This is a genomic window from Paenibacillus sp. sg306046, from assembly GCF_059821225.1.
The window spans coordinates 1-26,043 of record NZ_JCAMRT010000020.1 but is presented as its reverse complement, the minus strand read 5'-3'; the positions used below and the strand labels follow the sequence as shown (position 1 = coordinate 26,043).

General features: G+C 55.7%; 23 protein-coding genes and 1 pseudogene. 3 read left to right on the top strand and 21 right to left on the bottom strand.

The window, feature by feature from the left end; genetic code table 11:
- Window position 1: 1 nt before the first annotated feature.
- The 14 genes from AC6ROY_RS19115 to AC6ROY_RS19050 all read right to left on the bottom strand — a co-directional run bounded on the left by AC6ROY_RS19115 (window position 2) and on the right by AC6ROY_RS19050 (window position 16,702).
- Complete coding sequence (locus AC6ROY_RS19115) at window positions 2–1,663, bottom strand: ABC transporter ATP-binding protein (protein WP_500102196.1); 1,662 nt, start codon at window positions 1,661–1,663, stop codon at window positions 2–4.
- 15 nt (window positions 1,664–1,678) lie between these two features.
- Window positions 1,679–2,515, bottom strand: coding sequence for an ABC transporter permease (locus tag AC6ROY_RS19110; protein ID WP_500102195.1), 837 nt, complete (start codon window positions 2,513–2,515; stop codon window positions 1,679–1,681).
- Complete coding sequence (locus AC6ROY_RS19105; RefSeq protein ID WP_500102194.1) at window positions 2,499–3,473, bottom strand: ABC transporter permease; 975 nt, start codon at window positions 3,471–3,473, stop codon at window positions 2,499–2,501. The genes AC6ROY_RS19110 and AC6ROY_RS19105 overlap by 17 nt, the downstream gene beginning before the upstream one ends.
- 11 nt (window positions 3,474–3,484) lie before the next feature.
- Entirely contained in the window at window positions 3,485–5,050 is a 1,566-nt protein-coding gene (locus tag AC6ROY_RS19100) for an ABC transporter substrate-binding protein (RefSeq protein ID WP_500102193.1), read from the bottom strand.
- 89 nt (window positions 5,051–5,139) lie between these two features.
- The gene (locus AC6ROY_RS19095; protein WP_500102192.1) at window positions 5,140–5,937 is read right to left on the bottom strand and encodes a class I SAM-dependent methyltransferase; all 798 of its coding nucleotides are present in this window, start codon (window positions 5,935–5,937) and stop codon (window positions 5,140–5,142) included.
- Entirely contained in the window at window positions 5,927–6,766 is an 840-nt protein-coding gene (locus tag AC6ROY_RS19090; protein ID WP_500102191.1) for a Rossmann-like domain-containing protein, read from the bottom strand. Before AC6ROY_RS19090 ends, AC6ROY_RS19095 begins: the two co-directional genes overlap by 11 nt.
- 5 nt (window positions 6,767–6,771) lie before the next feature.
- Window positions 6,772–8,031: an ATP-grasp domain-containing protein gene (locus AC6ROY_RS19085; protein WP_500102190.1), complete on the bottom strand. Its 1,260-nt coding sequence runs from the start codon at window positions 8,029–8,031 to the stop codon at window positions 6,772–6,774.
- A 203-nt stretch (window positions 8,032–8,234) separates the two neighbouring features.
- Window positions 8,235–9,113, bottom strand: coding sequence for a tetratricopeptide repeat protein (locus AC6ROY_RS19080; RefSeq protein ID WP_500102189.1), 879 nt, complete (start codon window positions 9,111–9,113; stop codon window positions 8,235–8,237).
- A 21-nt stretch (window positions 9,114–9,134) separates the two neighbouring features.
- Complete coding sequence (locus AC6ROY_RS19075; RefSeq protein ID WP_500102188.1) at window positions 9,135–10,091, bottom strand: ATP-binding protein; 957 nt, start codon at window positions 10,089–10,091, stop codon at window positions 9,135–9,137.
- 128 nt (window positions 10,092–10,219) lie between these two features.
- Window positions 10,220–11,737 carry a protein adenylyltransferase SelO gene (locus tag AC6ROY_RS19070; protein ID WP_500102187.1) on the bottom strand — a complete coding sequence of 506 codons (1,518 nt, stop codon included), beginning with the start codon at window positions 11,735–11,737 and terminating at the stop codon, window positions 10,220–10,222.
- Between the two features lie 256 nt (window positions 11,738–11,993).
- On the bottom strand, window positions 11,994–14,036 hold the full coding sequence (locus AC6ROY_RS19065; protein ID WP_500102186.1) for an iron ABC transporter permease: 2,043 nt from the start codon (window positions 14,034–14,036) through the stop codon (window positions 11,994–11,996).
- Window positions 14,033–15,013: an ABC transporter substrate-binding protein gene (locus AC6ROY_RS19060; RefSeq protein ID WP_500102185.1), complete on the bottom strand. Its 981-nt coding sequence runs from the start codon at window positions 15,011–15,013 to the stop codon at window positions 14,033–14,035. Before AC6ROY_RS19060 ends, AC6ROY_RS19065 begins: the two co-directional genes overlap by 4 nt.
- 156 nt (window positions 15,014–15,169) lie before the next feature.
- Window positions 15,170–16,159: a helix-turn-helix transcriptional regulator gene (locus AC6ROY_RS19055; RefSeq protein ID WP_500102184.1), complete on the bottom strand. Its 990-nt coding sequence runs from the start codon at window positions 16,157–16,159 to the stop codon at window positions 15,170–15,172.
- Window positions 16,160–16,243: 84 nt separating this feature from the next.
- Window positions 16,244–16,702, bottom strand: a complete 459-nt coding sequence (locus AC6ROY_RS19050; RefSeq protein ID WP_500102183.1) for a DDE-type integrase/transposase/recombinase — start codon at window positions 16,700–16,702, stop codon at window positions 16,244–16,246.
- A gap of 114 nt (window positions 16,703–16,816) precedes the next feature.
- Between AC6ROY_RS19050 and AC6ROY_RS19045 the strand changes: the two genes are divergently transcribed.
- Complete coding sequence (locus AC6ROY_RS19045) at window positions 16,817–17,518, top strand: MFS transporter (RefSeq protein ID WP_500102182.1); 702 nt, start codon at window positions 16,817–16,819, stop codon at window positions 17,516–17,518.
- A 502-nt stretch (window positions 17,519–18,020) separates the two neighbouring features.
- Here AC6ROY_RS19045 and tnpA read toward each other — a convergent pair.
- On the bottom strand, window positions 18,021–18,224 hold the full coding sequence (gene tnpA / locus AC6ROY_RS19040; protein ID WP_500102181.1) for an IS66 family insertion sequence element accessory protein TnpA: 204 nt from the start codon (window positions 18,222–18,224) through the stop codon (window positions 18,021–18,023).
- 88 nt (window positions 18,225–18,312) lie between these two features.
- Here tnpA and AC6ROY_RS19035 point away from each other — a divergent pair.
- Window positions 18,313–18,645, top strand: a pseudogene (locus AC6ROY_RS19035) (IS701 family transposase); the annotation flags it as partial.
- A gap of 34 nt (window positions 18,646–18,679) precedes the next feature.
- Here AC6ROY_RS19035 and AC6ROY_RS19030 read toward each other — a convergent pair.
- From AC6ROY_RS19030 to AC6ROY_RS19005, 6 genes are all read right to left on the bottom strand, one after another.
- Window positions 18,680–18,820: a hypothetical protein gene (locus tag AC6ROY_RS19030; RefSeq protein WP_500102180.1), complete on the bottom strand. Its 141-nt coding sequence runs from the start codon at window positions 18,818–18,820 to the stop codon at window positions 18,680–18,682.
- A gap of 175 nt (window positions 18,821–18,995) precedes the next feature.
- Complete coding sequence (locus AC6ROY_RS19025; RefSeq protein ID WP_500102179.1) at window positions 18,996–19,565, bottom strand: SF0329 family protein; 570 nt, start codon at window positions 19,563–19,565, stop codon at window positions 18,996–18,998.
- Window positions 19,566–19,823: 258 nt separating this feature from the next.
- Window positions 19,824–20,696 carry an AraC family transcriptional regulator gene (locus tag AC6ROY_RS19020; protein ID WP_500102270.1) on the bottom strand — a complete coding sequence of 291 codons (873 nt, stop codon included), beginning with the start codon at window positions 20,694–20,696 and terminating at the stop codon, window positions 19,824–19,826.
- 325 nt (window positions 20,697–21,021) lie between these two features.
- Entirely contained in the window at window positions 21,022–23,313 is a 2,292-nt protein-coding gene (metE, locus tag AC6ROY_RS19015) for a 5-methyltetrahydropteroyltriglutamate--homocysteine S-methyltransferase (RefSeq protein WP_500102178.1), read from the bottom strand.
- Window positions 23,314–23,422: 109 nt separating this feature from the next.
- Complete coding sequence (locus AC6ROY_RS19010; RefSeq protein ID WP_500102177.1) at window positions 23,423–24,337, bottom strand: LysR family transcriptional regulator; 915 nt, start codon at window positions 24,335–24,337, stop codon at window positions 23,423–23,425.
- A 78-nt stretch (window positions 24,338–24,415) separates the two neighbouring features.
- Window positions 24,416–24,604 carry a hypothetical protein gene (locus AC6ROY_RS19005; protein WP_500102176.1) on the bottom strand — a complete coding sequence of 63 codons (189 nt, stop codon included), beginning with the start codon at window positions 24,602–24,604 and terminating at the stop codon, window positions 24,416–24,418.
- A gap of 203 nt (window positions 24,605–24,807) precedes the next feature.
- Here AC6ROY_RS19005 and AC6ROY_RS19000 point away from each other — a divergent pair, with 203 nt between their 5' ends.
- On the top strand, window positions 24,808–25,824 hold the full coding sequence (locus AC6ROY_RS19000) for a LacI family DNA-binding transcriptional regulator (RefSeq protein WP_500102175.1): 1,017 nt from the start codon (window positions 24,808–24,810) through the stop codon (window positions 25,822–25,824).
- Window positions 25,825–26,043: the final 219 nt, after the last annotated feature.

Genomic DNA, 26,043 nt, shown 5'->3' with positions numbered 1-26,043 from the left:
TTTACTCCCTCCGTTCGTAAAAACCCTCTTCCCTATCGCCTGCGCATCGAAGCAGCAGCTGCGTATGCGGTTGATCGCTTTCATCCAGCCAAGCGTCTGTACGCTTCACTTCATCAAACGTACCGCTGTGCATCACCGCAATCCGGTGGCAGAAGGAACGCAGCACTCGGACATCATGGGAAATCATCAGGATCGAAAAGCCGAACTGCCGCTGCAAGCGCTCCAGCAGCGCCAGAATCTGTGCCTGCACGCGCATATCCAGCGCCGATACCGCTTCATCGCAGATCAGCACCTCCGGCCGCAGCGCCAGTGCGCGGGCAATGGCGATCCGCTGGCATTGGCCCGTGCTGAGCTGCGGCGGCCTGCGGCGCTGAAGATCGCCGGCAAGCCCAACGGCCTGCAAAAATACCTCGGCCTGCGCTTCCCGCTCCCGCCTGCTGCCGATCCTCAAGTAATGCAGGGGCTCCTGCACAAGCTGCAAAGCAGTGCGGCCCGGATGCAAGCTCGCCCGCGCATCCTGGAATACAAGCTGAATATGCCGGGCCAGCTCGCGCTTCGCTTTGCCCCGCAGACCGCTGATTTCCGTCCCCCGGTACAGCAGACGCCCTCCGCTCAGCGGCTCCAGGCCTGCGATGCAGCAGGCCAGCGTGGACTTGCCGCAACCGCTTTGCCCGAGAATGCCGACGATTTCCTGGCGGTTCAGCGTCAGGTTGACATTCTGCAGCACCGCCCTCTGCTGCGTGAAGCTTTTGCGCAGCTCGATCAGCTCCAGCACCGGCTCCGGTTCAGGTTCAGGTTCTTGCGGCAACAGCGACGGAAGCGGCAGCGGCTCCCGCTGGCGCGCCCGCTTGACGACCTGCGCGCGGGCAGCCAGCAAACGTCGCGTGTAGGCCGCCTGCGGCCTCGTCAAGACGGCCTTGGTCATGCCTTCCTCCACAATAACCCCATTGTTCAACACGATGACCCGGCTGCTGACGGCATGGGCTACGGCGATATCATGCGTGATCAGCAGCACGGTCAAGCCCAGCTCCTGCTGCAGCCGCAGCAGCAGCTCCAGCACCTCAGCCTGACTGACCGTATCCAGCGCGGACGTCGGCTCATCGGCAACCAGCACAGCCGGCTTGAGGCAGACGGCAAGCGCCAGACAAATGCGCTGGCACATGCCGCCGCTCAGCTGAAACGGATAGCTGTCCAGCACGCGCTCTGCATCCGCAAAGTTTAGCCGCTGCAGCAGCTTCATACTGACCGTATCTACCTCGTCCGCCGCCGCCAGCCGGTGGAACAGCAGCGTTTCCCGGAAATGCCCGCGAATCGTCAGCACCGGATTCAGCGCCAGACGCGCATCCTGGAACAGCATCGCAATGCCCTTCCCCCGGATGACGTCCCAGCGGATGCCTGCTCCGGTAAGGTCGGCCTGCCACTCCCCGCCCAGGCTCAGCAGCCCGCCGCCCACATGCGCCGAAGGGGGCAGCAGCCCGGTGATTGCTTTTGCAATCGTCGATTTACCGGAGCCGCTTTCGCCCAATACCGCGACAACTTCACCTTTGCGCAGTGAAAAGGACACATTGTGCACAACCGGAACGGACTGCCCGTGTAGTCTGTAGTCCACTTGCAGGCCGCGGACCTGCAGCATCGTTTCGTCAGTGTCGCTGATCGCCATCATGACTCCTTTCCCTGCTTACAGCTCAGATTTTTCATAAGGGTCCAGCCGGTCTCGCAGCCCTTCGCCGATCAGATTAAACGCCAGCACCGTCAGCACCATAAACAGCGCCGGTCCGAGTAAAATGTGCGGCGCCTGCAGCACATGATCCCGTCCGTCCGCCAGCATGCTGCCCCATTCCGGGGCCGGCGGCTGCGCGCCCAAGCCAAGGAAGGACAACGCCGCGATCGCCAGAATCAGACTGCCCAGCTCGAAGGTGGCCAAAATCAGCACCGGACTGATCGCCTTGGGCAGCAATTCCTTGACAAGCAGCGTGCCGTTTGACGCGCCAAGCACCTTGGCTGCTGCGAAGGACGTATCCTGCTTCGCCTGCAGCACGACGCTGCGCGTCAGCCGGGCGAAGGACACCCACCAGACGGCGACGACCGTCAGAAGCAGATGAGCAAGACTCGTGCCGAATAAAGCGGCGATGACCATCGCCAGCACCATGAAAGGAAAGGCCAGCAGCACGTCAATAAGCCGCATCAGCGCCGTATCCAGCAAGGAGCCGTGAAACAGACCGGCAGCCAGACCAGCCAGCAGCCCGATCAGCAGCGCAGCGGCGAGCGCGCAGACGGAGGACAGCAAGGTGCTTTGCCCGCCGTGCAGCATGCGGGACAGCACATCCCGGCCAAAGCGGTCTGTGCCCAGCGGATGCTCCGGGCTTGGCTTCTCCAGCCGCTTCGAGGCGTTTTGCTGCAGCGGGTCATACGGGCTGATGAAGGGCGCGCATACGATCAGCAGCGCAAGCACACTCAGGATGACGAGACCCGCAGCCAGACCAAGGCTTTGTTTCGCGTTAAGCAGCCGTTTCACCTGAAGCCTCTCCTTTGCGATGAATTCGCGGATCTACCCAGGCATAAATAACGTCCACGACCAGATGAGTTCCAATCACCGATACGATCATAACCAGGGCGTAACCCTGGATCACCGGATAATCCTTTACTAAAATGCTGTCCAGCGCATATTTGCCGAGCCCCGGCCATGAAAAAATACTTTCGATCACGACCGCTCCGCTGATCAGCGACGTCAAGGAAAGCCCGGTCAGCGTGATCAGCGGCAGCAGCGCATTAAGCAGCGCATGACGGACGACCCGCTTGCGGTCCAGCCCTCGAGACTGCGCCGCACGCACATACAGCTGGCCGAATTCCGCCAACAGGTTGGCCCGGACGATCCGGACCAGCTGCGGAGCGCCGATCAGGCCAAGCGTAAGCGCGGGCAGCCAAAGCCTGCTCAGGGTCGCTTCGCTGCTGATCTCATAAGCGCCGGCCTGCACGGCAAAAAACGCAAGTGCAAACAGGCCGATGACAAACGCCGGGGTCGAGGCGACAGCTACACAGGCGACCCGGATGACATGGTCATAAAACTTGCTCGCCTTGAGCGCCGACATCGTGCCAAGCAGCAGCCCGAGCGCTACCTGGACGCACAGCGCCGCAGCGGCCAGCAGCGCCGTCGCCGGAAATCTTTGCGCAAGCTCCGTACTGACCGCTCGGCTTGTATGAATCGAGACACCCAGCTCCAGCTGCAGCAAGCGCTGCAGCCAGGCCGCATATTGGACAGCCATGCTCCGGTCAAGCCCGAGCTGCGCCCGCAGCTCCGCCGCCCTCGCATCATGTGCCTGCGTGTCAGCCATCGCCGCCTCGCCCGGACGACCCAGCAGAAGCTCTACCGGGTCGCCGGGCGCAAGGCGGATCAGCATAAACAACAGGAAGGTTGCGCCAATTAACGTAAGCAATGCTTCAGCCAGCTTGCGCAGCAGCACACGGTATGCCATCAGGACGCCGCCTATTTCGCATCCAGCGACAGACCGGCATTAACCGTGTTTTCATACTGCCTGAAATGGTCCTCGAAGCCCTGCAGCCGCTTGCTCACCGCCGTCAGCTGCGGGCGCGGGAACAGGCTGATGACAGGCGCCTGCTGCGCCACCCGCTCGTTGATCCGGAGCGCCAGCTTATGGCGCGACGCCTGATCCGGCGCTTCGGCCAATTGTGCGAGCAGCTGATTCGTCTCCTCGTCCTTGTAGCCGCCGTAATTGCCGCTGCCCCCTGGTCCAAATTGTCCCTTCAGCAGCGTCAGCTCCTCGCCGAACGTATTCCACGCTTCGATCAGCGCATCCCAGTCGCCCGACTTGCGCGCTGTCTGAATCAGGCTGTAATCCCCGTGCTGAACCTCCGCCTTAATCCCGATGCTCATCCATTGGCTTTGCAGCGCTTCCCCAAGCGCCTTGTCGCCGCCCCATGTCATCAGGCGTACCGTCAGTGGCTTCCCCTCCTTTTGGCGGAGGCCGTCAGCACCCTTCGTCCAGCCTGCTTCATCCAGCAGCTTCGCCGCTTGCTCACGGTCAACCTTCGGGTAAACGGCACTGCGCGCCTCCGCATACGCCGGGTTCGAGCTCAGCCACGTCGTGACCGGAAGGCTCCGCCCCTCAACAGCGAGCGTCACCAGCTCCTCCCGGTCCAGTGCCCACGACAGCGCTTGCCGGACCCGGACATCCTGCAGCTGCGGCTTGGCTGTATTCAAATAAATCGTTTGCGTATTGGCCGCAGGCGTGTTGGACAGTCGCGTATCCTTGCTGTCCTTGAGCTGAGCGAGACTTGTCGGCGGAATATTCAGCACCACATGGCTGCGCCCGCTCAAGGCTGACAGCACGCGGGTTTGCTCGTCGCTGATCTCTTCATAGACGAGCTTCGGAATCACCGGCTTTTTGCCCCAGTAGCTGTCGTTTCGCGCAAGCACCATCTTTTGCTTAGGCGTAAATTCAACGACCTTGTACATCCCGGTCAGATCCATCGTACCGATCGCGTCATGCTTCGCTTCGGCGTTATGAATAACGGTCTGGTAGTAGCTCAAATTCAACGGCACCTGTACATGGCTGCGGCTCGTTTTCACCTGAATCGTCCGGTCGTCCGTTTTCGTGAAGCTCAGGTCGTCGAGAAACGGCTTCGCTTGCAAATCAAGCGATTTCGAACGCTCCAGCGAAGCGATGACCGCCTGGGCGTCAACCGTTTTGCCGCTCCAGAAGCTGACGTCCGGCCGCAGCCTGATTTCCCAGGTTGTCGGATCAATCTCCTTGGCGCTTTCCGCCAGTGAAGGTTCAATTTCTCCCTTGGCTGTCACCTTGAACAGCGCCTCAGCCGCCCCGATATTGCGTAAATAGCTCGACGTAAGCGGCTTGACCGGGTCCAGACTGGCCGCAATTTCCTGCCCGGCGACGATCAGCTCCTGCTGCGCCGCCTGGCTTGCTCCTCCCCCGGCCGGATTGGCCTCGCTGCCCGGATCAGGCGCAGGGCTGCCGCAGCCTGCGACTGTAACAAAAACCACTGCCGCAAGGGCAAGTAATAGCTTCTTCATGACTGAACCTCCGCTCCGCCTATTTGCGGATATATGATGTCAACCTTCGTGCAAGAACCGGGCAGGTTACCTGATGGTCTTGATGACCATCAGATCGCCTCGGCAATGATTTGCAGCCGGGTACCGAGCATTTCCTGACGGAACGCAAGCGGCTCCTCACGGGCAAAGTCCGCCACATGCGGCGCAGGCTGATCAAACAGCTGCAGCACCCGGAACCCGCTGGCCGTGACGTAATGCACCAGCTCCTGCGGAAATAGCAGCCGATGCTGCAGATGCTCCACGACCGACTTCTCCTCCCCCACCGTCCAGCAATAGTCCCGTTCCAACATCTGACTGGCCAAATCAATGCTGAATCGCGTTTGCAACGAGACGACCGTATCCGTAACCTGCCGCTGCTCCGCCAGCTCCTCCGTCAGCCAGCGCTGCCCCTCCCGGGTGAGGAAAAAGGCGGCGTTGCGCATATCGAGATACAGCAGCCCGCCGGTCGTCAGATGGTTGCGGAAGCAGGCCAGGCTCGCAAGCACCTGCTCATTGGTGAAATTGTACAGGAAGGTGCTGCCTACGCAATACAAGGCGTCAAACTGCTGCTGCAGGGCAAAGTCCGCCTGATTTCCATATACAAACGATAATCCCGGATACTGCGCTCTCGCCCAGTCCAGCATCTCTTCCGAATTGTCCAAGCCGACTGCCTCATAACCGGCCTGCTGCAAATAAGCGACCTCTTGCCCCGGTCCGCAGCCGACGTCCAGCACCTTAGGTCCCGCGTTATACGTACGCAGCACTTTATGAATAAAATGCGCCATGCTGTGGTCATGCTGACCATTGAATGCCAAGTAAAGCGAAGGGTTCGTATGCAAAAAATTATCCGTGCCCGTCTTAACCTTCATAAGTCTCCTCCTTGGGCTTGCCCCTCGTATACGTGAATAGCTGGGAAGCGTACGCGCTGAATTGCGTGAACGGAAACGGCTCCGCGATCAGCCCGGTCACGCCCCTGTTCATAAATTGCGCAACGACCGCACTGCCGGTCTGCGCATACACAATCAGCGGAATACGCCGTTCCCTTACTCGCTGCACAATTCGGTCAAACGTGCCGTTGCTTAACGTCATCGCCGTGCAAATGACCCGGTCGGCCCGCTCCAGCACCCGTTCCATATCCCGTTCAACCGGATCGCCCCACTGGGTGGCGGTCAGCTGCAAATCGCAGGGCAGGCACGTGCCCCCGCGTTCCCGGATCGCCTCGACCAGCGGATTGACCACGCCGATCAGCGCCACCTGCTCCCCGGCCTGAACGCCCGCTGCAGCGGCAATCAGGGCGTCGCGCTGCTTGGCCTTGTGCAGAGGCGTCCCCGCCGAAATGTCCACGATCCGGTCGCATTGCGCAGCGTGCGGATAGACGACGCCCAGATAGGCGTCCATCGCCGCAATTTGCACAGGCAGCCGCTTGTCCTGCAGGGCAGCCGCAAGCGACAGTCCGGACAACTGCGCAGGCGCTTCCACGTCCTGCTGCTCTACCGCATGAGCGCAAGCGCCGAAGTAGGCGTCTACCCGCAGCAGCAAGTAGTGGTTATGGTATTTCGTCGTCGAGGACGGAAATTGCGTCGTTTGATACAAATAGGAGGCTCCGGTCACCGGCAGCGTCTGCGGGTCGGGTCCGAGCTGACCCGCGAGAATCGCTTCCTTGAGCGTCTCAACCGTATGAAAAGTTGTCATCGGCATCCGCTTCAACGCCCCTTTCCGCCGGAAGCAACGCGCAGCTCGATTCGCCGGAGCGCCGCTTCCGCATAAGCTCTGGCCTCCGTACCTGCGGCATCCTGCGTCAGCACATGGCCCAGATAGCAGGCGTTATCAATCGGAGTGTCAAGCTGCTTGCCTACGCACGCCTCCAGCTTGTAGCGGACAACATGCTCTTCAGCCTCCAATGCTTCGGCCCCCTGCAGTTCGGTCACCGTACCGCCCTGCGGCGGGACGAGAAACATGACGGCAGCGCTCGCTATGCCGCAATCGCGGACGGTCAGTACAGGCTTGCGGCTCAGCGACAGCTCCACAAACGCCTCCAGCAGATCAATGCCTGCCACGCGCTGGATCAGCTCGACAATATAATTGCCGGCCGTGCGCGGATTGATTTCGACGATACGCGGGCCTGCGGGCGTCAGCTTGACTTCGGTGTGGGCAATCCCGTGGTCGAAGCCCGCCGCCTCCAGCGCGCATCTGACAAATTGCGTAACGACCGCCGCCGTGTCATCGTCGAGCTTCGCTGGAAACATGTGGCCGTTTTCGATGAAATACGGGGCGCCTGTGACCGACTTGTCCGTAATGCCCAGCATCGTCGTTTCACCGTAGCAGGAAACACTTTCGACGCTGACCTCCTCGCCCTCCATATACGCTTCCAGCAGGTAGGTGCGGTCCCGTTCCTGATCACGGAAATTAAGCGGGAACGCCTCCAGCGCCCGGTAAGCCTCGTGCAGCTGCGCCGGATCTTGGATCAGTCTCACAAAGGCGCTGGACGCCAGGTCGACCGGCTTCAGCACAAACGGATACCCGATCGCCGCTGCCGCTTCCTCCACCTCCGTCCAGCTAAACGCGAGCCGGTAATCCGGGTTCGGTAATCCTGCCCGGTCCAGCGCCTGGCGCAGCAGATGCTTGTGCCGGACCGTCCTCACCTCAGCCGGAAACGGGCACGGAATGCCGAGCGCCTGAGCTACCTCCCGAACGACCTCGATGTAATAGTCGCACACGGTAATGACGCCATCGAAGCGATATGGCTTCAGAAACGCAATCAAGCCCGAAGTATCGTTTGTTTCTGTTACAAAAACCGTGCTCGCGTACCGCATCACCGGATGCTGCTCTGTGCTCAGCGCTGTCTGGTAATGCTCCGGCTTGCGGGTTACGAACGTGTAGGTATGCCCGAGCGATTTGAGCAGCGGCGGCAGCAAATTACCGCTTGCCCCTACCCAGCTTTCAATCATCAATAAATGAGCCATAACCGACCTCCTCGCTTTTAAACGTAATTATTACTATTAAATCTCATGAGAAAATATACTATAGCTGGGGAATAGCTGTCAATCGTTTCTTTTCAAACAGCTGAAAAAGACCTTGCCAATGTGGCAAGGCCTCCAATCCGAGCAACCAGCGCTGCACAAGCCGGGGCTGACTGCCGAAGCTTGCCGCCGCGCAAAACGTACAGCTACGAACCGCGCCGCCGCCAGCCAAACACGCGGACATGCACAATCGCCTTTGTCACCCAGTGGGCAACGATATATAGGACAATAAAAATAATGACGAGCGGCTTGAAAAAAATCCACGCCAGAAACCAGCACAGCAGCAGCTGCCAGCCCTTCATTCTGCGAATAAATTTCATCGGCAGCAGAAAGATGCGAAACAGCTTGTGGCTGTTTTGCAAGGCTTCGAGATATTCATCCTGACATTGCTTGTTGTCGGGATTTTGCCTGACAGCGCTGCTCATATACGTTTCCTGCAGCGAGTAATCGCCGCGATGAGCGGCTGCCCAGGCCAAATACAGCAGCGCATCAGGCATTTCAACGGTTTGCCGCCGAACCTGGCGGTCCAGCTGCTCGGATTGCTCGAACTTGCCAAGCTGCGCTTCGATATAGCTGAGCATGGACAAGTAATACGGGTCGTCAGGGTGCAGGCGCAGCGCCTGCATCAAATGCTCCCTCGCATCCTTATGCTCGCCCTTCGCGCATAAAGAATTTGCCAGCAGACTATGGTACACCGTCTGGTACGGATTTATACGCAGCGCTTGATGCGCCGCTTCCATGAAGGCCTTCCTGTTGCCTGAATCATGGTAGGCCAGGACACGCACCAGCCAGGCGTTGTCATGCTCCGGCTCGCGCTTCAGCGCCTCTGCAGACCAATGCAGCGCCTTCTCGAAATCGTCCATCAGCATATAAATGTGCGCAATCAAGGCCAGCGCATCCGCTTCCTCCGGATGCTCGCGCAGCACATTTTCCGCTTCCCGCAGAGCCTCCTTATACCGCTTCCATTCGATCAACTGGTATGCCGCCGCATAGGCGTTTCGCTCCACCTTGTTTTGCTCCGCCAATCCGTTCTCCGGCTCCTTCCGCTACTTGATTCCGTGTTTTTTCATATAATCCAGCACAATCTGGTAATCCTGGTTCACATCGCTGAAGGTTGCATAGTTTTTGGCCGTCGAAAACCATTCCAGCGTGGTCGCCTTGCGTGCTTTCACCGCCGCCTTCATGTCCTGCTGAGTAATCGGCTCGATCTCCCCGCTCTCCAGCATCCGCTCCATGGCGCCTTCCACCGCATCGCTGACGACCTGCTCCAGATCGGCCCCGGAGAAATACTTCGTCTCGGCGGCAACCTTCGCCATATTCAGCCCCTGCACAGGCTTGCCGGCCAGCTTGAGCTCCAGAATCGTCTGGCGCTCCGCTTCCTCCGGCGGCGGCACAAATACGAGATGATTAAACCGGCCCGGACGCCGCAGCGCCGAGTCCAGGTACCAGGGCGTATTCGTTGCGCCGATCACAAAAACGCCGTCATTTTCCGCCTGCAGCCCGTCAAGCTCCAGCAGCAGCTGGTTGACCAGCATCCGGTCATGGTGCTGGCGCATCTGGTGCCGGCTGCCGCCCATCGCGTCCAGTTCGTCGATAAAGATGACGCAAGGCTTGCTCTGACGCGCCTTCTCGAAGAAATCGTGCAGGTTATGCTCGCTTTGGCCCACATACATCGACAAAATCGCCTGCAGCTCAATATGAATGAAATTCGCTTCAATTTCCCCCGCGACGGCCCGCGCCAGAAACGTTTTGCCGCAGCCCGGAGGCCCGAACAGCAGCAGACTGCCGCCAGCCGATTTGCCATATGCGGCGAACAGCTCCGGCTGCTTCAACGGCAAAATAAAATTCATGCGGATTTTCTTCTTCACATCGTCCAGCCCGCCTACATCCGCAAACGTTTCCGCCGGCTTGTCCGACTCCACCAGCGATTGATCCTCTTTATTAAACTGGATCAGCTTCAGATGCTTGCGCCTTTGCGCCGCCAGATCATCAGATTCAGACATGTCTCCCTCTCCTTGACTCCCGCAGGAAATTGATGATTCTCCGTTCTACTCGCTTACACGCCCTGTTATCATTTCTCCTCGCCTACACGCTCTGCTATCTATAAATCTCTATCGCTTGCAAATTCCTGTCACGTTCCGCAAAAGGTGCGGTAGCCGCAGCTCGAAGGCCCGGGCGGCTCAGCATAACCCGCTTGCTCCGGCGTATGCGCGAACGGATTCGCCAGCGCCGCAAGCAGCCGTTCCATCACACTCAGATCGCCTCGCTCCACAGCGGCGGCCAGCGCCTCCTCCACCCGGTGGTTGCGCGGGATCAGTGCGGGATTGCTGCTGCGCATCAGCTCGCGCGAGGCCGCCTCATCCTGCTGCTGTCTGCCGAGCCGCGCTTGCCATAGTCCTTGCCACGCTGCATATTCAGCGCTTGCGAACAACCCCGAGCCTTCGCAGCGTTCAAACGTCAAGGCAAGAAACGTATTCGTATAATCCGCCTCATGCTGCTGCATCAGCGCCAGCAGGTCCATGATCAGCGTTTCGTCCTCCGGCTCTTCGCCGAACAGGCCAAGCTTGGCCCTCATCCCGGCCAGCCAATGCTGGCGGTACTGCTCCATAAACCCGCCCAGCGCCTCCTCCGCAAGCGCAACAGCCTGCTCCTCGTCATCATGCAAAATCGGCAGCAGCGCCTCGGCCAATCTCGCCAAATTCCACACCGCAATGCGCGGCTGGTTTCCGTAGGCGTAACGTCCCTGCGTATCAATCGAGCTGAACACCGTTTCCGGGTTATATGCATCCATAAACGCACATGGGCCGTAGTCAATCGTCTCGCCGCTCAGCGCCATATTGTCTGTATTCATCACGCCATGGATGAAGCCGACAAGCTGCCATTGGGCAATTAACCTCGCTTGGCTGGCAATCACCTCCCGCAGCAAGGACACAACCTGGTTTTCAGCCCCCGCCGCTTGCGGAAAATGCCTGTCCAGCGTGTAGTCCGCCAGCGCCTGAATATCCTCCTTTGTGCCCCAGCCCGCTGCATATTGAAAGGTGGCGACGCGCAAATGGCTTGCCGCTACGCGGGTTAACACCGCGCCCGGCAGCTCCGTCTCCCGGTAAATCGACTCGCCCGTCGCCGTCACCGCCAGGCTGCGGGTTGTCGGAATGCCAAGGCTGGCCATCGCTTCGCTAATGATATATTCGCGCAGCATCGGCCCCAGCGCCGCACGCCCGTCGCCTCGACGGGAGTACGGCGTCGGTCCTGAGCCCTTCAGCTGAATATCCATCCGCTCGCCGCGCGGCGTCAGCTGCTCGCCGAGCAGCAGCGCCCGCCCGTCTCCCAGCATGTTGAAGTTCCCGAACTGATGTCCCGCATACGCCTGCGCCAGCGGCAGCGAACCTTCGGGAATCCGGTTCCCGGCCAGCGTCTCCGCCCCCTCTGCGCTGTGCAGCGCCTGAGCATTCAAGCCAAGCTCCGCCGCCAGCGCGTCATTGACAATCACCAGCTCCGGCGCCCGCACCGGCGTCGGGTTCAAGCGTGTATACATCAGCTCAGGCAGCCGCGCATAGCTGTTGTCGAAGTTCCAGCCAATTTCGCTGCTCGTTCTGGTTGTGGATGCTGTATGGGTTGAATGGATTGGGTTGGTTTTGTTTTCTTCCATCGGATCTCCCTACTTTTCGAGTGGTTTATGGCATTATCCGGATTATACCATATTCGTTGTAGGGATTGCTTGAAGGGAGGTGTGGAGGGGCGGGAGCCTGGCGGCATAAAGCTTCTTGAGTTTCTTGTGCTCTTTTTCCAGGGGAGCTGCTGTTCAATTTATCCTGCTCTACAAAATAAAAAACGGCATCGCAGCCGTTCATTGATTAGATTTGGTGGAGCTTGGAACTGAATTTTCCATTATCATTTCATCACAATTAACCGGCTCTACGGCCGTTTCGATACAGCAAATAAAGCAAATACGGCGCTCCAATCAGCGACACCATCAATCCTGAAGGGACTTCTTTCGGCAAAGCAACCAAACGTCCCGCCACATCCGCCGTTGTCAGCAGCAAAGCGCCGATGAGCATGGAGAGCCCCATCATTTTGCGATGAGCCGTTCCGGTAAGCAGTCTTGCCGCATGCGGAGCCAGCAATCCGATAAATCCGACGGTGCCTACGGTGGCGACAACTACCGCCGCCAATGCGACTCCCAGGCTTGCCGCCAGCAATCGATCCCGCTTGACGCGTTGTCCGACTCCTGTCGAAACCTCGTCGGTAAAGGACAATAATTCCACGCGCTTTCCCAACCACCAGGCGATCGGGATAAGAAGAGCCGAAACGATGACTAATGGAATCGTATCTGTCCATCCTCGCGCATACGTACTGCCCGCAAGCCAGATGAGAGCAGCCGTAAAGCTTGTCGTCCGCAGCACCAGAATTTGAATGACGGCCGTACCTACCGCGGAGATGCTGATCCCCGCCAGAAGCAACATTCCAGGCTCCAGACCGCTGCGCCAAGCGGCCGCGAAAATAACAATGGCGACGATAACCGCCCCAGCAAATGCGCATAACCCCATCAGCCATCCCGGCGCATAAGGCCATATAACCAACAGGGCCAGCACCCCCGCACCTGCGCCGGATGTAACCCCGACGACTGACGGATCGGCCATCGGATTGCGCACGGCACTCTGAATCAATAAGCCGGCTGCCGCCAGCGCCGCGCCGCCAAGCCAGGCGGCAGCCATGCGCGGCAAACGCAATTGCCACACCAGATGATGAAGCGATGGTTGCCCATGGCCCGATAAGGTCTGGATAAACTGTTCGATGGCCAGCATGGAATGCCCTGAACGCAAGCATCCATATAGGGTGACGCCGAGCAAAGCCAAGCCCAGCAGGAGATAGGCCGTGAACATTCGCGCTTTGTTGGCTCTGAATCTGGAAGCCCCAGACATCGGGGGCGTCCCGGCGAATCCGCCAATTCCTTGACGCTTCTTTTGCGCGCGCATCACAAATACGACCAACCAACCGCCGCCAAGCAATGCCGTCACAGCTCCGACAGGAAGCGTGCCGTAAGTCGCCTGAAACATGGAGGTCAGCGAATCGGCAACGAGCAAAAGCCCTGCCCCCAGCATCGCGCTTGCGGGAATCAACAAACGGTGCTGCCGAATGCCGGTCAGTCGAATGATATGCGGCGCGAGCAGACCGATATACCCGATGGGACCAGCGAGGCTCACACTGAGCGCCGCAAGTGCAATGGCGATTCCGGACATCGCCGCCTTCGTCCACATCATTCGCTGTCCCAGCGAAGCCGCTGACTCCTCTCCAAGCGTCAGCAGATCAAGGGATTTGGCGAAAAGAAAAACAATCGCCAACCCGATGACCATCCAGTGCCATGTGAGCTGAACGCCTTGCCAGTTGTTCTGCATCAAGGAACCCGAACCCCAGACGAACAAGTGGCTGGCATCTTCCAAATACAAAATTTGCACCATACTCGTCAGTGAAGACAGCAACAAGGTGACAATTAAACCGGACAGCACCAGTCGAAGCGGCGGTGCCCGATAACCCCCGGCCAGCACATAAGCCATGCCGGCCGCCAGAACGCCGCCAGCAAGAGCAAAGACAAATGGAAACCGATGAAGCAGGAAGGGACTCCATATCGTTCCTGCTACGACTGCCAAGTAAGCTCCCGCATTAATACCGAGCGTGCCCGCAGAAGCGAGCGGATTGCGCAGCACCGTCTGCAGCAGCACACCGCTGGCAGCCAGAGCAGCTCCACAGAGCATGCCCGCAACCGCCCGCGGTAAACGCAGCCCCCATATGGCCTGATCAACGACCGACCCTTGCCCATGCAGAAGAGAACGCATCACATCAGATACGCTGATGTCTACTTGCCCCTGCGTTACATGAAGCAAAAAGAGCAGCGCCAGAAGCAGGGCGCTTCCTCCGATCACACTGACCGCCTTCCCATTCGCTTTCATTGCCCGGTCAACGCCTTGACAACCTCACCGACCAGCCCCTTGGCGCTGATTGGTCCGCCATACGCCCACATCCGCCGATCCATCGCATAAACGCGCTGCTGTTTGACGAAAGCCAATTCGTTCCATAACGCATTGGCTTTCAGTTGATTCTGCAATCCGCCTGTACTGTCCGTGTTTAAATAAATCAAGGAAGCATCCTGGTAATCCATTAACGCTTCTACAGTTGTCACCGTCACGCCCCGTTGTTCAAACATCGCAGGCTGATAGACGTGATGTAATCCGATTTCTTTCATGATTCGCGCGCCTTGGGAATTTCCGGTGAACAACCATACGGAAGGACCCGATTGACCAGGTGTCATTTGGGCAAATACAACCTTCGCTCCCGCTTTATTCGCCGCTTTCAGCTTCCCTTTCGCCTCGTCATACACCTTTTGCAAGTCCTCAAGCTGCTGCTCGGCTTCATCCCCTTTGCCTACCATATCTGCAATCACACGGAAGGTTTCCGTCATTTCTTCGTACTGCTCCTTCCCTTCCGGCGGATAGGGATCAAAGACCATGGTCGGCGCAATGGCATTTAGCTTCTCATAGTTCTTTTGAACAAAATACACATTGGTCAAAATGAGATCCGGCTGAAGCTCGGCAATGATTTCGAGATTAGGCTCCTGCCGGCCGCCGACATCCACAACCTCGGACCCCAACGCAGGCTGTATATTCACCATGGTGTTAAAGCCTGTCGGTGAACCAATATCCGCTACGCCGACCGGCGTAATCCCCAGCGCCAGCAGATCTTCCGTATAACTGAAATCCAGTGCCACGATTCTTTTGGGCGTTTCGGTCAACCTTACTTCGCCTAACGGATGCTTGAATATACGAACCTCTTCCTGGTTGAGCGATGGCTGCCGATTCTCGGAACAACCGGTCAACACCACTAGAACCAAAACCATAACTGTGAAGACAAACCCTTTTCTAACTCCCATCCTTATGTGCTCCTCTCTATGAATGATAATGATTATCACATACATTCATAGCTCACCTCTACCCCAGAAAGACGCTCGGCAACCTATTAAGGACGGCAAAACGGACATACACCAGATGACGATGCATGTCCGTTTCGTTTGTAAAGGATTCTGTTTTTATCGTTCAAGATGCTGCCCATATTGACTTGGATTGCAGCCATATTGCTTTCTGAAGGCGGCAGCGAATTGGCTCGGGTTGCTGTATCCAACCGCCATAGCCGCATCGCATACCCTCATCCGATTCGTCTCCAGCAGCCATGCCGCTTTTTGCATTCTTTGTTCGCGGACAAATTCAAAGATCGTTTTATCGAATAAAGTCCGGAAGCCTGCTTTTAGTTTTGTTGTGCCCATTCCCGCTATTTTCGCCAGCTCCTGAATGGAAAGAGGATGATCCAAATGCTCGATTATCGCTCTGCGAACGTGATGCAGCTTCTCAAGGTCATTGCGATGGAGTGTCGTTAATTCTTTGCTCGGCAGCTCATAGGTCGGCAGCTCATGAATAAAGAGAGTGATCAGCTCCAAAACCTTGCTTTCCATAAACAATCGCTTCAGCGCCCCGTCATATTCACACGTCCACATCGCCTGCAAAATCGCTTGAACAGCCGGTGAAATGGCTTGGCCGCGAATGGTATTTTTATAGGCGTGCAGCATCTGCCGCAGTTTGCGATTCTCCTCCCCGTCGGCAAAATACGCATCCAGTATACCCGGACTCATTCGAATCTTAATGGCATTGTTCTGGATAGCTGAGCTTGTCTCCAAATAGACTTTGGTTTGATGGGTAAAAAACACCGTACTCTCCGAACCGGATAAGCTCGTACAAATGGCATTATTCCATTCACAGTAGCTTTCTCCGCTTAAGCGATAAACCAAACCCAAAACCTGGCACTCCTGGTCGATCCTCAATCTCAGATTTTGATGCAGATTTAAACGCTCCAGTAAAACTTCCATCCCGGGACGAATAACCATCCGGTGAATCGTGCCATTTCCAAGTTCATTCGGAAGGATCAGTTGTTGTCCCCAACTTGAACGAGACAGTTCCCTCTCCAGCCCCGTCGATAAATGTTCCATATATTCGTGCATGCGGGTTAATTTGAATTTGTGCTGCATAAAGCCACTTCCTCGATATCTATGATGAGTATTATTCTCATTATAGAATACCATAAGGAATGATGCAGGATTGTTTTTCTAGTGCTATCGGTTTAACCCCTTTCTTTCGGACCAGACACCTCTTATTCGAAACTTGGCATAGATTTGCGTGATCTTGCTTCGGTTTTCGCATCCTTGCATCCAGGTTAGATCATACGCTTGTTGATAGCTCTCAAACTCGTGCCGCTGGTAACACTCCGATTCCAGAATGGCATGGAACGACTCGATATGCGCGTTCTTGTTCGGCGTCTTCGGCGGGATGCGTTCGTGAACGATTTGAAACTGTTCACAGGCCTCTGCAAACCGGTGACTCATGAACTGTGGACCATTGTCAGAGCGAATGACTGGCCGATTCGTTTTGTCAAAGAGCTGGCGCTTCATCAGCGCTTCCTGCGTGATTTGAACCAAGTCCTTGGCCTCGCAGGACAGGCCGTGATGATAGGCGACGATTGCTCGGTCGAACACATCGATGCGGCCCAATTCCCTCGCCCAACGCAGCACCATCTTCGGATCCAGTTCAAGCGAGATAGCCAGTAAAAATAACAGCCCTCTACTAACCATTTCATTTTGGAGTTCAAATCGGGTATTTTAAAGGTGAACCAGAGGTAAATACCTTATTTGATCTCTGGTTACACGGTTCGCTTCGCACCAGGTCTTCATGGTTTGGTTGCTCCATTTATAATTCACGATGCAAGCAATCCATTATTATTGAAACAGTCGCAGTTAAGTGTATTGCGTAAGCCCACTGTATGGCTGAGCATTGCAACAACTTGCTTTATTTTCGCTACGATGTTTGTCGTGTATAGCTATTTTGCCGAATATATGGGGCAGCATCTGAGCATAAACGAAAAAATCGTGAGCTTACTTCTGGTCGCATTCGGTCTTAGTGGTGTAGCGGGCAACTGGTATGCCGGCAAATTATTGGACAGACGCCTGACCAGAAACACTCTGTTATACCCGGTTGCATTGGCGGTATGTTATCTTGTCCTTCAATATACAAACGCGTCGCTCATTTGGATTATCGGAATTGTGGTATTATGGGGCGCCGTACACACAAGTGGACTTATCGTCGGCCAGCTCTGGTTAACAACGGAAATTCCTGAGGCGCCAGAGTTTGCGAATAGTCTGTATGTCTCCTTTTCCAATCTTGGGGTTACAATCGGTACAACTGTAGGTGGTCTACTTATCACCCATTCGGGAACGGGAGACATCGTATGGGGAGGATATTTATTTGCTGCACTGGCCTTGATCTGCATTTCCTTAAGCTCCATATTGCAAGCAAAATTGAAGTCCTCTTCCGTAATGAACAGTAAGCATTGAGAAAAACACAGTCCCATTTAAAAATCCTTGGTAGAGCCTTCCACAAAATTTCCAAATTTATTAACTTTATTCGTACCATATGCTCCACTATACAAAAGAAAATTGAATAAAGAAATACGCTCAGAGGGCATTAAACTGTAGAAAAAGGCATGTACAAAGGCACTCCGCTTAGAGCGCCTTTGTATCGCCAACTTAAATCATATTATTCCGTTTCCAGTAACCGTGCCAACCCCAGATGACACCTGCTTATACTGTGAACGTCAAATAGACCCCACCTAGCAGTCAGAATGGGGTTTGTGTATGATGAATGTAAATTAGTTCATACGGCAGGAATCCGGCAACTGCCGCGACCATGGCATGAACGGGGCTAAGGCCTCTGGTTCATTGACATCGGTGAGCTGCGGCAACTGCTCAAACAGGTAAGCGTCGCGGAGCAGTTCGGGTTCAAAACCGGGCGTAATCTCGATCCGGGCAATGCCAACCTGTACGTGAAGGGAGGCTGTTATGCGCGCGATGGGCTAGCCACGGTAACAGGACGGAAGGTTGGCATGGAGCCGGCCCTTGTTTGTCTTTGCGTTTTGTATAGCCAATATTTTAATTGGTGAACGGTCAGGTTCTGCTCAGCGCACCAAGATTTCATCGTTTGGCCGCTGGCCTGATAGGCCGTGATTCGTTCGCTCCATAAGGCTTGTAAATGATTTTCCAAGGTAACATCCATCCTCTCGTGGGCGTGATGGATTTATTATGCTGGATGGGTTCGCTTACGAATAGGTGTGATTAGTTTGACGCTTACCGTCATTCACGATGATACCATTGCTCAGAAGACCAAGCCTTCGTCACAGGCTGAGGCTCCGATGGAGCTCACCGGTTTTCATCATTCGCATCTGCTCGGCAAGGTCGTGTGGGGCCATCAGCTTCAAACTACCGTGGTGGGATGTGCGGACGTGTCGGTATGAAGGTGCGTTGAATGAAATGGACAATGCTGTCGTCCTGTTGTCTGGCCGGAGCAGGCGTTTGGGGAACCCAAAGCGCTACATGAGTTCCTATGCACCGATGTTTCCTTGGAGACGGAAACCATTTCGGCATACTACGCCAAACGATGGCCGATTGAGATCTTTTTCCGCCAGTGCGGTGTTCCCTTTCATGTCGTTTGTGAGCAGTTCAAACTGGCATAAGGATATCTGTAATTTTTTGTATTCGTTTTTGCTCATTTATAGCTTTTAGATGTTCTGATGTAAGTTCAGCTAAAAATAGCGTCTCCCCTAAGGATTTTCTTGCCTTAAATTTTTCGTACACTCCCATTGAGCAACTCCTCCTGCATTTATCACATCGCACTCTCGTTTTCTCGGCGAATTATCTCCAACAAGAAAAGACCAGCACCCTCGCGCTGATCTCCCCCCTTACATCTAAAAATAATGACGATACACACCCCACATCCACCGACCAAATAACACCAACACACACAACTCATCTAACCCTACAACGTACTAACTCGCAGCTCATAAAAATACTGCACAATTGGATGCTTTAGCTTCATCTTCTCGGTCATGTTTAAAATTCGTTTTTTCCCAACCCGCCTGTCCACCAAAGCTAGAACATTCAATAAAATATCATGGCTCTCCAGGCTTTCCTCTATAGAAATGGATAAAAACCGATTAGCTACAACGGTAAAATTTGATTTGCTTAATGATGACTGTGCCGCCAAAAGCTCCTTGGCATGTTCTGAAATTTTTCTACTTCTTGCAATGACTTGTAGACGATCCTCCGGAACGGCTCCTTTGGTCTCTGTTCTGACGGCTTCAATTTCTTCATAGTTGATAGGAATTTGGATACTCGAATCATTCTTAATTTCCAGCTCCGTCTGATACCATCTGATTAAATTAGCTGGACCACTCATATTGAGGATATTCTTTTTATCTACGGCAATATAACAAAGCCCTGCTTTATCGGGTAAATAACGGTAGCTGGTTGCACGGTATTCGACCCTTCCATATAACGCTGGACAGAGAAAGCTATCCAGTTGTTGCTTCAATTTACTCCAGGACATGGAACCTCCTATGTTGCATATGATAAATACCTAATGTGGCAGTCGTTCTGCTATCCATCATACAACAACCGGCGCAACGATCAAATAGCACTCAAATCTCCGAGCAATTCGCACAACAGACGTGTATCGCGATTTATCGGTTGAACACTTGCCCTATCCGCCTCATCTCACGTTGCGCTCCACTGACCCGCTGCGACGCTGCCTTGCAGTACAAAAAGCTGCCAACCCGTTCGAGGTCCGCAGCTGTTCTTGTTTTTGTCAGGCCTTCTTCACGGGTATCCAGATTTCGCTGCGGAAAACGGGCGATGTCACATCCTTATGCTCGTTCCATAGCAGCTCCGGCCCCTCTGCTTGCTCGTATTGCGAGGACGGGAACCACTCCGCATAAATCCGCCCCCAAATTTCCTGCAGCGTACCGGGAAACGGTCCAACAGCTTCGAACACCGCCCACGATGCTGCGCCAACCTCCAACTGCGCGAAGGACGCAGGACATTCCTCTGTCGTCGCCACGCCGATTATATGGTCCAGTTCCCCCTGCTCCTCCATCCGCCCTTCGGAAAAATGCACGGAGCCGCTGATCATGCCAAACGGGGCCGTGTTGGACAGCTGTTTCAGCTCTGCGATCATCGGCTCGTTTAAGCTTTTCCACATTTTTTCGATTTCGGGATTTACGCCGTGAAACTGGATCGGCACCCGTTTGCGCAAGCCGACGATGCGAAACGCGCCCTTTTCCTCCAACCGGTAATTCATATCCGCTCCTCCTCTGACAATCAGCTGGAAGGTCATCTTTGGACATACCTTCAGCGATGGTCCATAACTTTTGGCTTCGGAAGGCGTGACGCCGTGGTACAGCTGGAAAGCTTTTGCGAAGGCGTCCGGCGAGCGGTATCCGTATTTGACGGCAATGTCGATGACCTTTCTGTCACTGCCTTGCAGGTCAAATGCGGCCAGCGTCAGCCGTCTGCGGCGGACGTACTCGGACATCGTCAGCCCGGCCAACGAGGAAAACATCCGCTTGAAATGGTATTCCGAACATAACGCCCGTCTAGCCGCCTCCTTGAAATCTACCTCGTCAGCTAAATGGTCTTCGATATAAGCAAGCGCATTGTTCATATGCTCCAGCAGGTTCATCGGCTTCACTCCTTCCTGCACCTTGAGAATAACAGACCCGGAGCCTCCGCGTCCGACAGTTCAGGCACGAAATTGACGGGTTGGGCTGCGCGTCCTTTAATCGGCTTCATGGCAAAGGGACGCTTCCCTTCATGGAAAGTCTATCACATTCATCGTCATAAGATTAAATTTTGGATATAAAATCAGGTTACATGGTACCTAACATTCAAAACAGGACCTCGTCACATTCGACAAGGTCCTGTTGTATTGCCTGCACAGCTGCAGCAATTCCGTACATGTATCACATTTTACTTAACCCGCCCGGATTCCTGCTTCGCACCTAACATCAAAGCGCAGTTTTCGCCGCGTAGCTTTCCCGCGCCTGCTTGGTGGCCAGCACCATATGACGCAGCGATTCCACGGTTTCCTCGTATTTGCGTGTTTTCAGACCGCAGTCCGGATTGATCCAAAACTGCTCCGGATCAAGCACACGCAAGGCGCGGTCGATCATGCCGCTCATTTCCTCAACCGAAGGCACACGCGGGCTGTGAATATCATAGACGCCCAGGCCGATGCCTTTATCATAAGTATGCTTCTCGAAGCTTTCAATCAGCTCCCCGTGGCTTCGCGACGTTTCAATGGAGATGACGTCCGCATCGAGGTCGTGAATCGAACCGATCATATCATGGAACTCGCAGTAGCACATATGGGTATGAATTTGCGTCTCGTCCTGCACGGTCGAGGTGGACAAGCGGAAGGCCCGCACAGCCCAGTCCAAATAATGCGCCCCCTGCTCCTTCTTCAGCGGAAGCCCTTCGCGCAGCGCAGGCTCATCGACCTGAATCATCCCGATTCCGGCCGCTTCCAGCGCCTCAACTTCATCCCGGAGCGCCAGCGCGATCTGGTACGCGACTTCCTCCCGCGGCTTGTCATCCCGCACGAAGGACCAGTTGAGAATCGTGATCGGTCCTGTCAGCATGCCTTTGACCGGAGCGTCCGTCAACGACTGTGCATACACCGTCTCGGCTACCGTCATCGGCGCTGTAAACTCCACATCCCCATAAATGATCGGCGGCTTCACGCAGCGTGATCCGTACGACTGCACCCAGCCGTTAGCGGTAAAGGCGAACCCGTCCAGCTTCTCGCCGAAAAATTCGACCATATCCGTCCGCTCAAATTCACCGTGTACAAATACATCCAGTCCCAGCTCGCTCTGCACGTCAATCCAGCGTTTAATTTCCGCCTGAACAAACGCCGCATATTGCGCGTCTGTCCATTCTCCCTTGCGCCACTTCAACCGTGCGCCTCGTACCTCCGGCGTTTGCGGAAAGCTGCCAATGGTCGTTGTCGGCAGCAGCGGCAAGTTCCAGCGCTTCTGCTGCGCTTCCCGCCGGACCTTCAGGTAGCTGGAGCGGTTCACCGGCTGAGACGCCAGCTCGGCGATCCGCTCGCGCACTTGGCTGCGGGCGCGGGACGGCGAGCTTTGCAGCGCCTCGCGGCTTTGCTGCGCTGCTGCCAGCTCGCCGGCTACCGCTTCAGTTCCAAGCCGGCCGGCTTGAGTCAGCAGCACGATTTCAGCCAGCTTCTCCTCGGCAAAAGCAAGCGCATCACGCAGGACAGGCTCCAGCTTGCTTTCCTTTGCAGCGCTTACCGGCACGTGCAGCAGACTGCTGGACGGCTGGATCACAATGCGATCTGCCGCAACAACCGCTCCAAGGGCCTGGAGAAGGTCCAGCTTCTCAGCCAGATCGGCTTTCCAGATGCCTCGGCCGTCGATCAGTCCTGCGCCCAGCACCTTGTCTGCGGGAAACCCATGCTTCTGCAGGGAGGCCAGATTCCGCCCGCCGTCATGAACAAAATCAAGGCCGATGCCATGTACCGGCAGCGCGACAACCGCTTCGTAGGCATCAACAGCCTCGAAGTACGTTTGCAGCTGCAGCTTCACTCCCGGCGCTTCTTGCGTCAAGTAATCGTAGATCCGGGCGATGTGAGCCACGTCCTCTGGCTTCACGGTCGTCGCCAGGATCGGCTCGTCCACCTGCACCCATGCGACGCCTTCGGCAGCCAGCTCACGCAGCACCTGTGCGTACAGCGGCAGCAGCTGGTCAATCCAGAAGGACAATTGCTCCGGCGCGTAGCCCTTCGACAGCTTCAGGAACGTATACGGCCCGACCAGCACCGGCCTGCCTTCGATCCCCAGCTCGGACTTCGCCTCGCGGTAAGCGTCCAGCAGCCGGTTTCTTGTCAAGCTCGGCGTTCTGCTGCCCAGCTCCGGGACGATATAATGGTAGTTTGTATTGAACCACTTCGTCATCTCGCAGGCCGTAGCCTCCTTGCTGCCGCGCGCCATCGCGTAATAGACCGCCAGATCAGGCTCGCCGCCTGCATAAGCGAACCGCTCCGGCACCAGTCCGAACATCGCTGCGGTGTCCAATATATGATCGTAATACGTGAAATCGCCCACTGGAATCGTGTCCAGACCGCGCTCCTGCTGAACCTTCAAGTTGTGCAGGCGAATCGTTTTCAGCGTCGCGTGGAAATCGTCCTCCGCCAGCTTGCCTGCCCAGAAAGCCTCCAGCGCCTTCTTCCATTCTCTGTCTTGACCAATGCGGGGATACCCCAAATTACCGCTGCGCATATGTTGATCTCTCCTTCATCTCTGTGTCAGTCATTTGATAAGAAGAAGATAACATATCCGATTTGCTATAACATAACACTGATAATCTATGACTAGTTATAACGAAAAGCTATATCTCAGCCGATGGCGCGATGCTCCGCTGCAGCGCTTCAATATAGGCGGCTCCCAGCTTGGACAAAGCCGCATGCCGATGGGCGATCCACCCTACATGGATGGTCTCTTCACTCGCCAGCGGCACGGGAATGATCTCGTTGCCGTTCAGATCGGCGCTCAGCACCCCGGTCGAAATCGTATATCCGTTTAAGCCGATCAGCAAATTAAACAGCGTCGCCCGGTCGTTTACGCAAATGCTTTTACGGCGGGACAGCGTGCTCAAAATCTCCTCGGAAAAATGAAACGAGTTGTACTCCCCCTGCTCGAAGTACAAGTACGGATAATCCTGCAATTGATCAAGTGTCACGATCGCCTGGCAGGCCAGCGGGTTATGAATGCTGACGAACACATGCGCCTTGGCCGTAAACAAGCTCGTAAACGCCAAATTGGCGTTTTTCAACAGCCGGTTCATCACCTTGGCATTAAATTCATTGATGTACAAAATCCCGATTTCACTGCGCTGGCTGCGCACATCCTGGATAATTTCATGGGTTTTCGTTTCGCGCAGCGCAAGCTCGTATTCATCCTGTCCATGCTCCCGGACCAGCTCCACGAACGCATTGACGGCAAACGCGTAATGCTGGGTCGAGACGGAGAAATGCTGCGGCGCGGGCTTGGCATTTAAATACCGGCTCTCCAGCAGCTCCGCCTGCTCAATGACTTGACGGGCATAGCCGAGAAACTCGGCGCCCTCCTTGGACAAGGAAATGCCTTTATTCGTGCGCTCGAAAATGGTTACCTGAATTTCCTGCTCCAGCTCCTTGATCGCATTCGAGAGGCTGGGCTGGGAAATAAACAGCCGCTTGGCCGCCTCGTTCATCGAGCCGCGCGCCGCGACCTCAAGTACATATTTAAGCTGCTGCAGCGTCATTGCCGCTTCACCTCTTCCTGCCAATATGACCCGTTTTCCTACACCCTGAACGTGCGCTCCTAATCCTCAAAGCGGATTTTACGAATAGGCTTGCGGTCCGAAGTCCGAACGATAATTCCCTCGGACTTCCCGCTGGCGTCCAGACCGACCTGCGTCGCAGCATATTGCTGCAAATTCCTTGCCAGGCTGCTTGAGCAGCACGATAAGTGAATTTTCACCGTCCACCTTCTCGTAAACAAATACCTCATCGGCAGCTGCGAACCCCATGCGCTATTCGCCTCTCCTGTTTGATGGCTTAAGCTGAGCGGGGAAGCCCGGCTTTTTCCCAATGATACCTTATCTGTGAAGCTGGGGACAGCCCCTGAGATCATTAGCCGGACAAAGCTGGAATTGACCGGGCAAATCAAGTATACTAACCGCAACAAGCAGACGCTGCTTTCCTTATTTCAACGATGCGAGAAGGAACGATCATGAGAACAAAAGCAACGATTCGCGATGTCGCCCGCGAAGCCGGCGTGTCCATTGCAACGGTGTCCAGAGTCATCAACGGACAGGACAAGGTGAAGCCCGCAACTCGCGAGCTGATCGAAGCTGCGATCGACAAGCTGAGCTTTCGCCCGAACCAGGCGGCCCGGACGATGAATCGCATTCAAACCCGGACGATCGGGCTGCTTGTGCCCCATATTACAAGCGAGTTTTGGGCGACCTTTGCCGAGGTGATTGAAGCGCAGCTCTGGGCAAACGGCTATTCGCTGCTGATCGGCTTCGATAATATGAGCGAGCGCAAGCAAAGGTCGCTGCTTGATATTTTCGGGCAAAAAGAAGTGGACGGCATCATTATGGGTTATACGTCGGCGTTTTTTATCGAGCAGCATCTCGATGAGCTGCTTCGCTCCGGCAAGCCGGTTGTCGCCTTTGACAGCAGCTCGCCGCTTGTGCCGTCCGTGTCGGTCAACCGGCTGCAGGGGATGAGCGACGCTGTCCGTCATCTGATGGCGCTCGGACATGCGGACATTGCCTTTATCGGGTATTCCCAAGCGTCGGCGCACGAGTTTCAGGCTGCGCTGGCTTCGGCCGGAGCCACGATCCACGAGCAGCTGTTTATCCGGACGACCGGCGCCAATTCTTTTCTGATTGAAGCGGGGTATGACGGCGCGAAGCGGCTGTTGCAGGCGGGGCATCGCTTGACGGCTGTTTTTTGCGAAAATGATTTGCTCGCGCTGGGTGCGATGCGGGCGCTGCATGAGCACGGCCTGCATGTCCCTGACGATATATCCGTCGTAGGCTACGACGACATCAGCACGGCCTGCTTTTATAAGCCATCATTGACCACGATCCGCAAGCCGACCGAGCAGGCCGGCAAGCAGCTGGTCGATATGATCATCGGCCTCATCGACGGCGCAGGTCCGATTCCCCAGGCCACACAGCTCTCCCCGACGCTGCTGATCCGCGAAAGCACGGCGGCTCCGCGAGGCGCAACACCGTGAGCCATGTAGTTCTGCCGAACATGATCCTACAGCCGAAGAAAGACTTGAATAATCAAAGCATTCCATTCTTATTGACACGGTAACTCAACTTTGGAACGTCGACAGTGGGAATCATTTCATATAGTGCTGTCAAGTTTAGGTGTTAGAAACTCAACTTTCGCAGCTTGAAATCGGCAAATAAGCCTTGATGTAGCTGGGCAAACCGGCGATCCACTGCTG